At 71.1% G+C, this 12,998-nt stretch carries 12 protein-coding genes; 5 read left to right on the forward strand and 7 right to left on the reverse strand.

Translation table 11 applies throughout. The annotated features are described in order from the left end of the window. The first annotated feature begins 214 nt into the window (after positions 1-214). Together OG310_RS21715 and OG310_RS21720 are read left to right on the forward strand one after the other, a co-directional pair. A complete protein-coding gene (locus OG310_RS21715; RefSeq protein ID WP_329457536.1) occupies positions 215-631 on the forward strand; it encodes a hypothetical protein in 417 nt (138 codons plus the stop codon). A 2-nt stretch (positions 632-633) separates the two neighbouring features. Next, positions 634-1,749, forward strand: coding sequence for a glycoside hydrolase family 26 protein (locus tag OG310_RS21720; RefSeq protein ID WP_329457537.1), 1,116 nt, complete (start codon positions 634-636; stop codon positions 1,747-1,749). A 102-nt stretch (positions 1,750-1,851) separates the two neighbouring features. Here the strand turns inward: OG310_RS21720 and OG310_RS21725 are convergent, their stop codons facing one another. From OG310_RS21725 to OG310_RS21735, 3 genes are read right to left on the reverse strand one after another with little or no spacing between them, the layout of a single operon-like run. Then, positions 1,852-3,075, reverse strand: coding sequence for a dipeptidase (locus OG310_RS21725; protein WP_329457538.1), 1,224 nt, complete (start codon positions 3,073-3,075; stop codon positions 1,852-1,854). An 8-nt stretch (positions 3,076-3,083) separates the two neighbouring features. Continuing rightward, positions 3,084-3,617 carry a 5-(carboxyamino)imidazole ribonucleotide mutase gene (purE, locus tag OG310_RS21730; protein WP_329457539.1) on the reverse strand — a complete coding sequence of 178 codons (534 nt, stop codon included), beginning with the start codon at positions 3,615-3,617 and terminating at the stop codon, positions 3,084-3,086. Continuing rightward, positions 3,614-4,795 carry a 5-(carboxyamino)imidazole ribonucleotide synthase gene (locus OG310_RS21735; protein ID WP_329457540.1) on the reverse strand — a complete coding sequence of 394 codons (1,182 nt, stop codon included), beginning with the start codon at positions 4,793-4,795 and terminating at the stop codon, positions 3,614-3,616. The genes purE and OG310_RS21735 overlap by 4 nt, the downstream gene beginning before the upstream one ends. Positions 4,796-4,962: 167 nt before the next feature. On the opposite strand from OG310_RS21735, the gene OG310_RS21740 reads away from it, so the two are divergent. Beyond that, positions 4,963-5,469, forward strand: coding sequence for a GtrA family protein (locus OG310_RS21740; protein WP_329460306.1), 507 nt, complete (start codon positions 4,963-4,965; stop codon positions 5,467-5,469). 298 nt (positions 5,470-5,767) lie between these two features. Here OG310_RS21740 and OG310_RS21745 read toward each other — a convergent pair whose 3' ends face one another. Together OG310_RS21745 and OG310_RS21750 are read right to left on the reverse strand one after the other, a co-directional pair. Then, positions 5,768-7,033, reverse strand: coding sequence for an ATP-binding protein (locus OG310_RS21745; RefSeq protein ID WP_329457541.1), 1,266 nt, complete (start codon positions 7,031-7,033; stop codon positions 5,768-5,770). A gap of 536 nt (positions 7,034-7,569) precedes the next feature. Next, positions 7,570-8,247: a response regulator transcription factor gene (locus OG310_RS21750; protein ID WP_225023136.1), complete on the reverse strand. Its 678-nt coding sequence runs from the start codon at positions 8,245-8,247 to the stop codon at positions 7,570-7,572. 333 nt (positions 8,248-8,580) lie between these two features. On the opposite strand from OG310_RS21750, the gene OG310_RS21755 reads away from it, so the two are divergent. Beyond that, the gene (locus OG310_RS21755; protein ID WP_329457542.1) at positions 8,581-10,101 is read left to right on the forward strand and encodes a peptide MFS transporter; all 1,521 of its coding nucleotides are present in this window, start codon (positions 8,581-8,583) and stop codon (positions 10,099-10,101) included. A 322-nt stretch (positions 10,102-10,423) separates the two neighbouring features. On the opposite strand, the gene OG310_RS21760 is transcribed toward OG310_RS21755, so the two are convergent. Both OG310_RS21760 and OG310_RS21765 read right to left on the reverse strand, forming a co-directional pair. Continuing rightward, a complete protein-coding gene (locus tag OG310_RS21760) occupies positions 10,424-10,906 on the reverse strand; it encodes an ATP-binding protein (protein ID WP_329457543.1) in 483 nt (160 codons plus the stop codon). A 175-nt stretch (positions 10,907-11,081) separates the two neighbouring features. Further along, entirely contained in the window at positions 11,082-11,450 is a 369-nt protein-coding gene (locus OG310_RS21765) for an STAS domain-containing protein (protein WP_329460307.1), read from the reverse strand. 330 nt (positions 11,451-11,780) lie between these two features. On the opposite strand from OG310_RS21765, the gene OG310_RS21770 reads away from it, so the two are divergent. Next, positions 11,781-12,794, forward strand: a complete 1,014-nt coding sequence (locus OG310_RS21770) for an RNA polymerase sigma factor SigF (protein WP_329457544.1) — start codon at positions 11,781-11,783, stop codon at positions 12,792-12,794. The last annotated feature ends 204 nt before the right edge of the window (positions 12,795-12,998 follow it).

Consider the following 12,998-nt stretch of genomic DNA (forward strand, 5'->3'; position numbering starts at 1 on the left):
CCGCCCGGGAGAACCGTCCGCGAGCCGCCCGGGCAGCCCGCCCGCCGGGAGCCCGGAGCGCTCCCGGCCGCCGGCCCGGCGAGCCCATGCCCGGCGCGCCCCGGCGCACAGCGGCCGGGGACGTCCCGCCGCTCTCCGGCCTGCCGCGCCCCCGGACACGGCCACCACCGTCAGCGCTCATGCCGCCCCACGCCACCAGGAGTCACGTCACGCCATGAACCGCACACAGGCACAGCTCAGAGCAGTCCTCGCACTGTCAGGATGGGTCGCTCTCGGCGCGACGCTGCTGCCCGCCGGGGCATTTCTGCGCTGGGCCCCCATCCTGCTGTTCGTCACCTTCGGCCCGGGGCTCGCTCTCCTGCACCCCCAGCCCGTCGCCTCCCGTCCGGCGGCCCGCCTGGAGACACTGGCGCTGGCGGCACCACTGAGCTGGTCGCTGGCGACGCTCGCGGCGACGGCACTGTTCCTGGTGCAGGGTTTCTCGGCGACGGTTTTCCTGATCTCGCTCGCCGCGTTCTGCACGGTGGCGGCACTGCTGCCCGGACTGCCGCTCCCGGCGGCGATACGCGCGGCCGGTGACGAGTCCGCGGAGGCGGCCGGCGCGGGGACCGGCGCGGGCGGAGAGCCCTGAGCATGAGGCACTCCTCGGCCAGGCCCCCGGCCAGGCCCTTCGGCCGGCCTCCGGCGCGTGGCTCCGGCGGCACGCGGCTGTTCCTCGCCCTCGCGACGGTGGGGGCGCTGCTCGCCGGGCTCGGCACCTGGTGGTTCGCCCGCTCCTCGGACCACGCCCGGCCGCCGGGCGACTGCGCGCCGACGAAACTGCTGGAGCCGCCGTGCGGGGCGTGGTGGGGAGCGTACGTGCCGTACGCGTCGAACGGCTCGCTCACCGACGCCGTGCTCAGCTTCGAGCAGAAGATCGGCCGCAGGCTCGACCTGGTGTACACGTACCACGACATGTCCAACACCCAGCGCGACGGCGTGCTGCTGACGCCCGACGAACGCCGGCTCGGCGAGGACCGGATGCTGATGCTCGCGTGGGAGTCGACGGTCTGGACGGAGCCGCACCACAGGAACTACACGCAGACACAACTGGGCTGGGCGCGGGTGGCCGCCGGGGACTTCGACCGGACGATCATCGATCCGCAGGCGGAGCGCATCAAGAAGTACGGGAAGACGATCTTCTTCTCCTTCGACCAGGAGGCGGACTTCCGTACGCCCGACGCGGGCACCCCGGCGGAGTTCATCGCCGCCTACCGTCATGTGCACGACCGCTTCGCGCAGTTGGGCGTCAACAACGTGATCTGGGTCTGGACCGTGTCGGGCTACCTCGGCCACACGTCGCAGATGAAGGCGCTGTACCCGGGAGACGCGTACGTCGACTGGATCGGCATGGACCAGTACAACTACTACCTCTGCCACAAGTCGCCGGACTGGCTGGACTTCCGGCAGAGCCAGCAACCCGCCTACGACTGGCTGCGGAAGAACATCTCGGCGACCAAGCCGATCATGATGTCGGAGTTCAGCACGGCCCCCGACCCGGCCGACCCGGACCGGCAGAAGGGCTGGTACGAGCAGATACCGAAGGCCGCCCCAGAACTTCCGGGCGTCAAGGCCATGGTGCAGTGGGACAGCCCGGTCCCCGGACCTGACTGCGACCTGCGGGCGGATCACGGTCCGGCCCTCCAGGGCTACCGCGAGGCCGGCGGGGCCCCCTACGTGAACCAGCCGCTGCCGGCGCAGGTGCGCTGAGGCGGGCCGGGACGGCCCGCAGCGATCCGGCGGCCGGGCCACGATCGGGCCCGGCCGCCGGAGTCCGGGCAGCGGGTGGCGCGGGGCGAGGCGTGGCGCGGGCTAGGCGGCCGGTGCGCCGTCCAGCTGCTCGATCGTCGCCAGGGACGGGCCCCGGCGGGCGCGGAGCGTGCGGGAGGCCTCCTCCGCGCCGCGCAGGGCGCGGACCGCGTTCTGCCACGTCAGCTTCGCCAGGTCCTCGCGGGACCAGTCGCGGGCGCGCAGTTCAGCCAGCAGGTTGGGGTAGCCGGCCACGTCGGACAGGTCGCTCGGGGTGAACGCCGTGCCGTCGAAGTCGCCGCCGATGCCCACGTGGTCCACGCCGGCGACCTCGCGCATGTGGTCCAGGTGGTCCGCCACCGTGGCCGCCGTGGCGACCGGGCGGGGGTGCGCCGCCTCGAACTCCTCGTGCAGGCGCATGGCGCCCGGCGTGGTGTCCAGGTGGTGCAGCCCGTGCGCGCGCAGGTTCTCGTCGGCGGCCTGTGTCCAGGCGACCGCCTCCGGCAGGACGAACTTGGGGACGAACGTCGCCATGGCGACTCCGCCGTTCGCGGGCAGCTGCGCCAGCACGTCGTCGGGGATGTTCCTCGGGTGGTCGCAGACGGCCCGCGACGACGAGTGGGAGAAGATGACCGGTGCCTCGGCCACGGCGAGCGCGTCGCGCATCGTGGTCGCCGCCACGTGCGAGAGGTCGACCAGCATGCCCAGCCGGTTCATCTCGCGCACGACCTCGCGGCCGAAGGCGGTGAGGCCGCCGGCGCGGGGGGTGTCCGTCGCCGAGTCCGCCCAGCGCAGGTTGTGGTTGTGGGTGAGGGTCATGTAGCGGACGCCGAGCTCGTACAGCGCGCGCAGCGTGCCCAGCGAGTCGGCGATGGACTGGCCGCCCTCGGCCCCCATCAGCGACGCGATCCGGCCCTCGGAGCGCGCCACCTCCATCTCGTCGGCTGTGCGGGCCGGTGCCAGGTCCTTCGGGTAGCGGGCCACGAGTTGGCGCACGAAGTCGATCTGCTCCAGCGTCGCCGCGACGGCGTTCTCGTCCGGGCCCAGGTCGGAGGGCACGTACACCGACCAGAACTGGCCGCCGACGCCGCCGCGCCGCAGCCGGGGGATGTCCGTGTGGAGTTCGCCGCTGCGGTCGCCCGCCACGTCCACCGCGTCGAGGTCGTAGCCGGCCTTCTGGCGCATCGCCCAGGGCAGGTCGTTGTGGCCGTCGACCACGGGGAACGCCGCCAGCAGTTCCCGCGCCTCGTCCAGGTATCCGTTCGCGTCCGTCACCGTGCCGCTCACTTCCCGCCTCACTTCCTGAAACCGAAGGACGCCTCGCCCTGGGCCTTCGCCCGGAGCCGCTTGCCCTTCTCCGTCGCCTGGTCGTTCAGCTCCTGCTGGAATTCCTTCATGTGCGTCAGCAGTGCCGGGTCGTGTGCGGCGAGGATCCGGGCGGCGAGCAGGCCCGCGTTGCGCGCCCCGCCGACCGAGACCGTCGCGACCGGGACACCGGCGGGCATCTGCACGATCGACAGGAGGGAGTCCATGCCGTCGAGGTACTTCAGCGGGACCGGCACGCCGATCACCGGGAGCGGTGTCACCGAGGCCAGCATGCCCGGCAGGTGGGCAGCGCCGCCCGCGCCCGCGATGATCGTCTTCAGGCCGCGGTCCACCGCGCCCTCGCCGTACGCGATCATCTCGCGCGGCATGCGGTGCGCCGAGACCACGTCGACCTCGTAGGGGACCCCGAACTCGTCCAGTGCCTTGGCGGCGGCCTCCATCACCGGCCAGTCGGAGTCGGAGCCCATCACGATGCCGACGAGCGGCGCGTTCTCGGAGGTCATTCGGTGATCGTTCCTCGCAGGTAGCCGGCGGCGTGACGGGCGCGCTCCAGCACGTCGTCCAGATCGTCGCCGTAGGTGTTGACGTGTCCGACCTTGCGGCCGGGCTTCACGTCCTTGCCGTACATGTGGATCTTCAGCTGCGGGTCCCGGGCCATGCAGTGCAGGTACGCCGCGTACATGTCGGGATAGTCGCCGCCGAGCACGTTGCCCATCACGGTCCACCGCGCGCGCGGGCGCGGGTCGCCCAGGGGCAGGTCCAGGACGGCCCGGACGTGGTTCGCGAACTGCGAGGTGATCGAGCCGTCCTGCGTCCAGTGGCCCGAGTTGTGCGGGCGCATCGCCAGTTCGTTCACGAGGATGCGGCCGTCGCGCGTTTCGAACAGCTCCACCGCGAGGTGGCCGACGACGTCCAGTTCCTTCGCGATCCGCAGCGCCAGCTCCTGCGCCTCGCCCGACAGTTCCTCCGACAGGCCGGGCGCGGGGGCGATCACGGTGTCACAGACGCCGTTGACCTGCTGCGATTCGACGACCGGGTAGGCCACGGCCTGACCGTGCGGCGAGCGTACGACGTTGGCGGCGAGCTCCCGCGCGAAGTCGACCTTCTCCTCCGCGAGCACCGGGACCCCGGCCCTGAAGGGCTCGGCCGCGTCGGCCTCGGACCGTACGACCCACACGCCCTTGCCGTCGTAGCCGCCGCGGACGGTCTTGAGGATCACCGGATATCCGTCACCCGCGCCCGGGATGCCGCCCGCGTCGGCGTCCGCGGCCACGCACTCGGCCGCGAAGGCCGTCACGTCGGCCGGGTCCGTCACGATGCGGTGGCGGGGGCAGGGCACACCGAGCGCCATGAGCCGCTCCCGCATGACGCCCTTGTCCTGGGCGTGCGCCAGGGCGTCGGGGCCGGGCCGCACGGTCACGCCGTCCGCCTCCAGCGCCCGCAGGTGCGCGAGCGGTACGTGCTCGTGGTCGAAGGTGATCACATCGCAGCCGCGTGCGAAGGACCGCAGGGTCTCCAGATCGCGGTAGTCGCCGACGACGACGTCGGCCACCACCTGCGCGGCGGAGTCCTGCGGTGTGTCACTGAGGAGCTTGAATTTCAGGCCGAGGGGGATGCCCGCCTCATGGGTCATACGGGCGAGCTGACCGCCACCGACCATGCCGACTACGGGGAACGTCACCCGACCAGGGTATCCGCAGCCCCTCCGCGGGCATGGAGCCGCTCGCCTTCCGAGCCCCGGAAAGCGCCGCCGGGCGGCTGTGCGCCGGTGCGGGAGACGGCGAGCCGGGACGCGAACCGCTGGTTAGCATGGTGCGCGACGACACCGAACGAACGGGGCTGAACCAGATGAGCGTACGGGGCGGGGACGCGGCATCGGGGGCGCGGCCGCGTCGGCTGCTCCAGGAGATCGTCAAGTTCGGCGCCGTGGGCGGGGCCGGCCTGCTGGTGAACCTGCTGGTGTTCAACCTGGTCAGGCATGCCACGAACCTGCAGGTGGTGCGGGCGTCGGTGCTCGCGACGATCGTGTCGATCGTCTTCAACTACATCGGCTTCCGTTACTTCGCGTACCGGGACAGTGACAAGTCGGGCCGTACCCGTGAGCTGATGCTGTTCCTCTTCTTCAGCGCGATCGGCCTGGTCATCGAGAACGGCATCCTCTACACGGCGACGTACGGCTTCGGCTGGCACACGCCGCTCGAAAGCAACGTCTTCAAGTTCCTCGGCATCGGCGTGGCCACGCTGTTCCGGTTCTGGTCGTACCGCTCGTGGGTGTTCAAGACGCTGCCGGGCGGTGGCGAATCGTTCCTGGAACGGGAGAAGGGCCGTAAGACGCAGCCCGACCGCGTCGGCTGACCGCGCCGCTCCGCGCCTGCCGGGCCGGGGTCGGCGCCGAGCGCCCAGGCGGCGCGACGGCCGCCGGTCGGCGCGGAGCCCGGCATTGCGTCCGGTACGGAACCTGCTCGTCGGATCCCGGGGTCACCGCGGTGTGGCACCCGGGTCTCGCGTTCCGTACGCTCCGGCACCTGCGGGTCCGGTCCCGGACCGCGTCCAGCATCCGTTCCTTCCTCCCGGACCGCGTCCGGTATCCGTCCTTCCGGTACCCGGACCGCGTCCGTCCTTCCCGTCCAGGTCCCGTCCCGTTCTCGGACGGTCACCGCACCGGGCGCTGCTGCTCCTCCGGTTCCTGGGTCTCGCGGCTCAGGAACAGTGCGAACACCGGGGGATTCGGCTGCAGCAGCTCCAGGCGCCCGCCGTCCGCCTCCGCGAGGTCACGGGCGACCGCGAGGCCGATGCCCGTCGAGTTGTGGCCGCTGATCGCCCGCTCGAAGATGCGGGCACCGAGGTCGGGTGAGACACCGGGTCCCTCGTCCGTCACCTCGATGACGGCCTGGTTGCCCGTGACGCGGGTGCGCAGGGCGACGGTGCCGCCGCCGTGCATCAGCGAGTTCTCGATCAGCGCGGCGAGCACCTGCGCGATCGCCCCGGGAGTCGCCATCACCCACACGCCCTGCCGTCCGGAGCGCACGATGGCACGGCCGCCGCCGCGGTAGACGGGCTTCCATTCCTCTATCTGCTGCTTGATGATCCGGTCGAGATCGAGGGGGATCGCCGACCCGGTGCGGGGATCGCGCGCGTTGGTGAGCAGCCGTTCGACGACGTCGGTGAGCCGTTCCACCTGGTTGAGCGCGATCGACGCTTCTTCCCGCGCGGTGTCCAGGTCCTCGGTGACCGTGATCTCCTCCAGCCGCATGGACAGCGCCGTCAGCGGGGTACGGAGCTGGTGCGACGCGTCCGCTGCGAGCCTGCGCTCGGCGGTCAGCATGCGGCCGATGCGTTCGGCGCTGGAGTCGAGGACGTCGGCGACCCGGTCGAGCTCCGGTACCGCGTACCGCTTGTGCCGGGGCCGCGGGTCGCCGGATCCCAGCTTCTCCGCGGTCTCCGCGAGGTCCACGAGGGGCGACGCCAGCATGTTCGCCTGCCGTACGGCGAGCAGGACGGCGGCGATGATGGCGAGCAGCGCGACCGCGCCGATGATCAGCAGGGTCCGGCCGACCTCGCGGGTGACGGAGGAGCTCTGCTCCTCGACGGTCACGATCTCGCCCTGCTCGCCGCGTCCCTGGCCACGGATGACGGAACCCTTGGGCTCCTTGCCGACCTGCACGTCGCCGTGGCCCGGCACATCGATCCGCGCGAAGCGGTTGGCGGTGATCTGCTGCTTGAGGATGCCGGCGGTGATGGATTCGCCGCCGAGCAGCCGGCCGTCCACGATGCTGACCACGCGCAGCGCCTCGGAATCGACGCTCTCCTGGGCGCTGCTCGTGATCGTCCGGGTCTCCACGATGACGAGGGAGACGCCGAAGACGGCGATGACGACGAGCACCACGGCCAGCGTGGAGTTGATCAGTCGACGGCGCAATGTGCCCTCCGGGTGGGGGGTGGGCGCGGCCGAGGCCGCTGGAGCGGTTCCCGCGACTCAGCCTGTCAGGAGTCCCGGCCGTCCGGATTCCGCCCCCGGCGGATGTCCGGGGCGCGTCCTGGACGGCCCGGTCGCGCATGACCGGATCACGTACGGCCCGAGGCGCGAACGCCGCGAGCCGTTCCCGCGCACGACGGCGACGAGCGCACGGGCGAGCGAGCTGAGGCACCGGGCCGTGCATGCCGTGCGGGGGTGAAGTACAGGGTGAAGTACGGGGCGCGGTGGACCGCACGAATCCGGCAACGGCGCCGGGTCCAGGTCCGGCCCCAGCGTACGGGTCCGGCCGCCGGTCCGAGGCCCCACCCGGTGCACCGGTCCGAGGCCCCACCCGGTGCACCAGTCCGGGTCCGGACCGGCGTGCGGGCCCGGGTCCGCGTCCTCCGCCGTACGCCTTGACGCTCCGCGTCCGGACCCTGACCTGACCTGACCTGACCTGACCCGGGCTCGGCTTCGGGCCGGGGCCCCGCTCCCGGCGGTCAGCTCTTCTCGAAGCGGAAGCCCACGCCCCGCACCGTGGCGATGTAGCGGGGGTTCGCGGCGTCGTCGCCGAGCTTCTTGCGCAGCCACGAGATGTGCATGTCCAGGGTCTTGGTGGAGGACCACCAGGTGGTGTCCCAGACCTCGCGCATCAGCTGGTCGCGGGTGACGACCCGGCCCGCGTCCCGCACGAGGACGCGCAGCAGGTCGAACTCCTTGGCGGTGAGCTGCAACTCGTCGTCGCCCATCCACGCGCGGTGCGACTCGACGTCGATCCGTACCCCGTGGGTGGCGGGCGCGGGCGCCGGCTCGCTGGCGCCGCGCCGCAGCAGGGCCCGCACGCGGGCGAGCAGTTCGGCGAGGCGGAACGGCTTGGTCACGTAGTCGTCGGCACCGGCGTCGAGGCCGACGACCGTGTCGACCTCGTCGGCGCGCGCGGTGAGGACGAGGATCGGTACCGCGTGGCCCTCGGCCCTGAGCCGGCGGGCGACCTCAAGGCCGTCCATGCCGGGCAGGCCGAGGTCGAGTACCACCAGGTCGATGCCGCCCTGGAGGCCCGCGTCGAGAGCGGTGGGGCCGTCCTCGCGGACCTCGACCTCGTACCCCTCCCGCCGGAGGGCGCGGGCCAGCGGCTCGGAGATGGATGCGTCGTCCTCGGCGAGCAGTACACGGGTCATGTGGTGATGGTAGTCCGCACGGGGCGGCGGTCGGGCAATGATGGGTCGAGCCTCTGCTACAGACCGTAGCGTAGGATTTCACCTTCGAATCACAGTGTGTAAGGGGTTCATAACCTGTGATTCATCTCTCAAGTCCTTCTAAATAGCCCTATGGCATGTCGTATGGTCATGCAGAGCCTGTAGTACTACCTGGGGACCTTTGGCGAAGAAGCTGCCAAGGGTCTCTTTTGTATGCGGGCGGCATCCCCACGGACGACTCCGTCACCCACGGACCCCGTGGCCCCCACGGCGCGGCCCCCCACGGCCGGTACGCCCCCACGAGCAAGGAACACCATGGCGACCACTCTGACGAAGGACGCGCCCAGCCCACCCGGCGACGGCAAGACCTTCTTCGGCCACCCGCGCGGCCTGGCCACCCTGTTCATGACCGAGATGTGGGAGCGGTTCAGCTTCTACGGCATGCGGGCGCTGCTCACGATCTACCTGCTGTCCGGCGGCCCGGACGCCTCCAAGGGCCTGCACGCCGGTGGCCTGGGCATGGACCTCGCCGCCGCCACCGCGATCTACTCGATCTACAACTCCCTCGTCTACCTGCTCGCGATGCCGGGCGGCTGGCTCGGCGACCGGGTCTGGAGCCCGCGCAGGACGGTGGCGGTCGCCGCCGGCACGATCATGGTGGGGCACCTGACCCTGGCGCTGCCCGGGTCGGGCACGTTCTTCATAGGCCTCGCCCTCGTGGCGCTCGGCTCGGGCCTGCTCAAGGCCAACATCTCGACGATGGTCGGCCACCTGTACAAGGGTCCGAACGACCCGCGCAGGGACGGCGGCTTCACGATCTTCTACATGGGGATCAACGTCGGTGCCTTCTTCGCCCCCCTGACCATCGGCACCGTCGGTGAGAAGTACAGCTGGCACCTGGGCTTCGCCCTGGCGGCCGTCGGCATGGCGCTCGGCCTCATCCAGTTCCTGATCGGCACCCGCCACCTGAGCCCCGAGAGCAGCAAGGTGCCCCAGCCGCTGAGCCGCGAGGAGCGCTCCAGCTGGCTGCGCAAGGGCCTGCTGTGGCTGATCGTCGCCGTCGTCGCGTACGCCGTCATCGGGCTGAGCGGCCACTTCACCATGAACTGGGCGATGATCCCGCTGACCGTCGCGGGGCTGGTCATCCCGGCCGGTGTGCTGTGGCGGATCAAGCGGGACAAGGCCCTGTCGACAGGCGAGCAGACCAAGATGTCCGGGTACATCTGGTTCTTCGTGGCAGCCGCCGTGTTCTGGATGATCTACGACCAGGGCGGTTCGACGGTCCAGGCCTTCGGCACCGACAAGGCGTCCGACAGTGTGCTCGGCCTGGCGTTCCCGACCTCCTGGTACCAGTCGCTGAACCCGGTCTTCATCATGGCGCTCGCGCCCGTCCTGGCCTGGTTCTGGCTGTGGCTGAACCGGCGCGGCAAGGAACCGAGCACGGTCACGAAGTTCTCGGTCGGCCTCGTCTTCATCGGCGTCTCGTTCTTCTTCTTCCTGATCCCGCTGTTCATGGCGGTCGACGGGACGCTCGTCAGCCCGATGTGGCTGGTCGGGATCTACCTGATCCAGACGGTCGGCGAGCTGTGCCTCTCGCCGGTGGGCCTGTCCGTGACGACGAAGATGGCGCCGGAGAAGTACGCGAGCCAGATGATGGGCGTGTGGTTCCTCGCGGTGACCGCGGGCGACTCGGTGACGGGTCTGCTCTCGATCGCGAAGGTGGACCTCAGCGGTACGGGTGTCGTGACCATGGAAGCGGCTCTGGCGACGCTCGCCGGCCTGGCCGTCGTGATGTACCGCCGCCGGGTCCGGGACCTGATGGGCGAGATCCACTGACGGTCGTCGGGCCGGCCGCTCCCTCGGCCGGCCCGGCCTCCGCGGTCCTGCCTGCGGCCCTGCGCCCGTTCGTTGGACGCCCTCCCCGCGTCGCCGGATATATACGATCGGCGGCGGACACCTCCGGCTCGGCACGCCCACGAAGCCTCGGCACGCGGACGAAGCCCCGGCACGCCCACGAAGCCTCGGCACGAACGTGAAGGCCCGAGGCCCGGCACGGGTGCACGCGCGCCCGCCGCACGCACGAAGAAGTTCCGCGCGGCGGGAAGCCGCGCGGAACGGGGGGTGCGCGGACGGGCCGCGCGTCAGAGGGTGCCGGGGGTTACGCGGGTGCCGCCAGTTCGGCCCAGACCGTCTTGCCCTCGGTGCCGGGGGTACGCAGGACGCCCCAGTCGAGGCAGAGGCGCTGGACGATGAACATGCCGTGCCCGCCGGGCCGCCCGGCCTGGTGGGGTGTACGAGGAGCGGGCTGGCCCGCTCCTCTGTCGGTGACCTCAAGGCGCAGCACCTTCGCGGCGGTCGAGACGCGCAGCCGCTCGGGGCCCTCCGCGTGCAGGCACGCGTTGGTGACCAGTTCCGACACGACCAGCAGTACGTCCTCCGCGGCGGCTCGCGCGTCCGTGGTGGACGCGGGCAGCCAGCCCCAGTCGTAGAGGGCCTGACGGGTGAAGTCACGGGCGAGCGGGACGACCCCGCTGGCTCCATCCAGTGTGAGCGTGCGGTTCGAGCCGTCCGTCACGGGCACCTGATCGGCGTCCGGCTCGGGGCCGAGGTCGCCCGGCGGTGGCTGCCGGGTGGTGCTCATCAGTGCTTCACCTCACCGATTCGCCGAAGGGGCATGTGAGCCGCACGGGGAGTGAGTACAGAGATGTGTGCGGCCTGCGGGATTCTTCTGCCCGCAGGCGTGGCGACAACACCCCGTGTCGCGACACAACACGCGACGCCGCCACGGCACCCTGCCGGGACCTGGAGGGACACCCTCACTCCGCGAGCGCGTCGCGCAGCGAGGCGTGCACACCGAAGACAGCCTCCGCGCCGGTGATCTCGAAGACCCGGGCCACCACGGGCCGCATCGCGGCCAGGTGGACACCGCCGCCGGCCGCCTCCGCCTTGAGGCGGGCGCCGAGCAGCACGTTGAGTCCGGTCGAGTCGCAGAACTCCAGCTGCGAGCAGTCGATCACCAGGCGTGACCGCCCCTGATCGAGTGCTTCGTCCAGCGGGGCACGCAGTAGTTCGGCCGTGTGGTGATCGAGCTCACCGGCTGCCGTCACGACCTCGCTGCGGCCCTCGGTGCGAACCTCGACCCTGAGTCGGCCCCGGTTCGTACTGCCGACCGTCTGGGGGTCCATCCAGTCCCTTTTCGCCGTCGTTTCCGTCTGGTGGTTGCTTGCCGTGCGCAGGTCGCGCCGCTCCGTCATGAAACGCGGGACCTGTGGGGATTCGCTGTCCGCCGCGGCACCAGGCCGACCGCGGACACCGGTCGAACATTACGCCTTTCAGGCGCGACGGGGTAGCCGAAGTACCCAACAATGCATAGCAAATCGGACAATTGACACTTGCAACCGGCTATGCCCAGCAGGTAGGGCTAGAGGAAGACACATCCACACACGGCACGGCCTGGGAGGCGCCGCACGCCGCAGCCACTGCGCACCGGCATCGGCAGCCATGTGCCGAGAACGATGGAGGAGACCATGTCACCCCGGCTCGACGAACCGCGTACCCCGATCGCGCCGTCGGCATCAACGCCCGAACCTTCTGTGGCCGACGTCACATCCGAGGTGTACGGTCCCGACGCGGCGACCCCCGGGGTCCCCGCCCAGGCCGTCTCCCCCGAGACCCAGCCCCTTCCCGCGTCGGCCGACTACGCCGACACCGAGGACCTGCCGTGGATCCCGCCGCAGGACGTGCTCGTCGAGATGGACGCGGTCAACGCCCGTGTGCTGTCGAAGACGCTCTTCGCGCGCCTCGAAGCCCTGGAAGAGGGCACCCACGCACACGCCTATGTGCGCAACACCCTGGTCGAGCTCAACCTCGCCCTGGTGAAGTTCGCGGCATCCCGCTTCCGTACGCGCAGCGAGCCCATGGAGGACATCGTCCAGGTCGGCACGATCGGCCTGATCAAGTCGATCGACCGGTTCGAGCTGAGCCGGGGCGTCGAGTTCCCGACCTTCGCGATGCCGACGATCATCGGCGAGATCAAGCGCTTCTTCCGTGACACGTCCTGGTCGGTGCGGGTGCCGCGCCGGCTGCAGGAGCTCCGCCTCGACCTGGCCAAGACCAGTGACGAGCTCGCGCAGCGCCTCGACCGCGCCCCGAGCGTGGGGGAACTGGCCGAGGCCCTGGGCCTCACGCGCGAAGAGGTCGTCGAGGGCATGACGGCCAGCAACGCGTACACCGCCAGCTCGCTGGACGCGCAGCCCGAGGAGGACGAGGGCGGCGGTGGTGAGGCCACCCTCGCGGACCGGATCGGCTACGAGGACCACAGCATCGAGGGCGTCGAGTACATCGAGTCGCTCAAGCCGCTGATCGCGGGCCTCCCGCACCGGGACCGGCAGATCCTCTCGCTCCGCTTCGTCGCCAACATGACGCAGTCCGAGATCGGCGACGAACTCGGCATCTCGCAGATGCACGTGTCGCGGCTGCTGTCGCGGACGCTGGTGAAGCTGCGCAAGGGGCTCACGCTGGAGGAATGACCGGCCCGGCCGGTCGGCCGCCGCTGACGGCACCCGCTCGCCGGCGGTGCCGGCGCGGGGCCGGGCGGACGGCCGTGGCACTGACCGAGGACGACAGCGGCACACGGTGCCCCGCCCGCCGGGCCTCCCGGTGGGCGGGGCACCGTGCTGTTCGGTGGGCGACGCGGTGTTGTCCGGCGGGCCGCACCTGCGGCAGGCCGCGCG

The sequence above is a fragment of the Streptomyces sp. NBC_01497 genome (assembly GCF_036250695.1).
Lineage (GTDB): Bacteria > Actinomycetota > Actinomycetes > Streptomycetales > Streptomycetaceae > Streptomyces.

Coding starts and splice junctions, on each gene's coding strand:
- OG310_RS21715 (WP_329457536.1), top strand. CDS start 215: ATGAACCGCACACAGGCACAGCTCAGAGCAGTCCTCGCACTGTCAGGA.
- OG310_RS21720 (WP_329457537.1), top strand. CDS start 634: ATGAGGCACTCCTCGGCCAGGCCCCCGGCCAGGCCCTTCGGCCGGCCT.
- purE (WP_329457539.1), bottom strand. CDS start 3,617: ATGACCTCCGAGAACGCGCCGCTCGTCGGCATCGTGATGGGCTCCGAC.
- OG310_RS21740 (WP_329460306.1), top strand. CDS start 4,963: ATGAGCGTACGGGGCGGGGACGCGGCATCGGGGGCGCGGCCGCGTCGG.
- OG310_RS21750 (WP_225023136.1), bottom strand. CDS start 8,247: ATGACCCGTGTACTGCTCGCCGAGGACGACGCATCCATCTCCGAGCCG.
- OG310_RS21755 (WP_329457542.1), top strand. CDS start 8,581: ATGGCGACCACTCTGACGAAGGACGCGCCCAGCCCACCCGGCGACGGC.
- OG310_RS21760 (WP_329457543.1), bottom strand. CDS start 10,906: ATGAGCACCACCCGGCAGCCACCGCCGGGCGACCTCGGCCCCGAGCCG.
- OG310_RS21765 (WP_329460307.1), bottom strand. CDS start 11,450: ATGGACCCCCAGACGGTCGGCAGTACGAACCGGGGCCGACTCAGGGTC.
- OG310_RS21770 (WP_329457544.1), top strand. CDS start 11,781: ATGGAGGAGACCATGTCACCCCGGCTCGACGAACCGCGTACCCCGATC.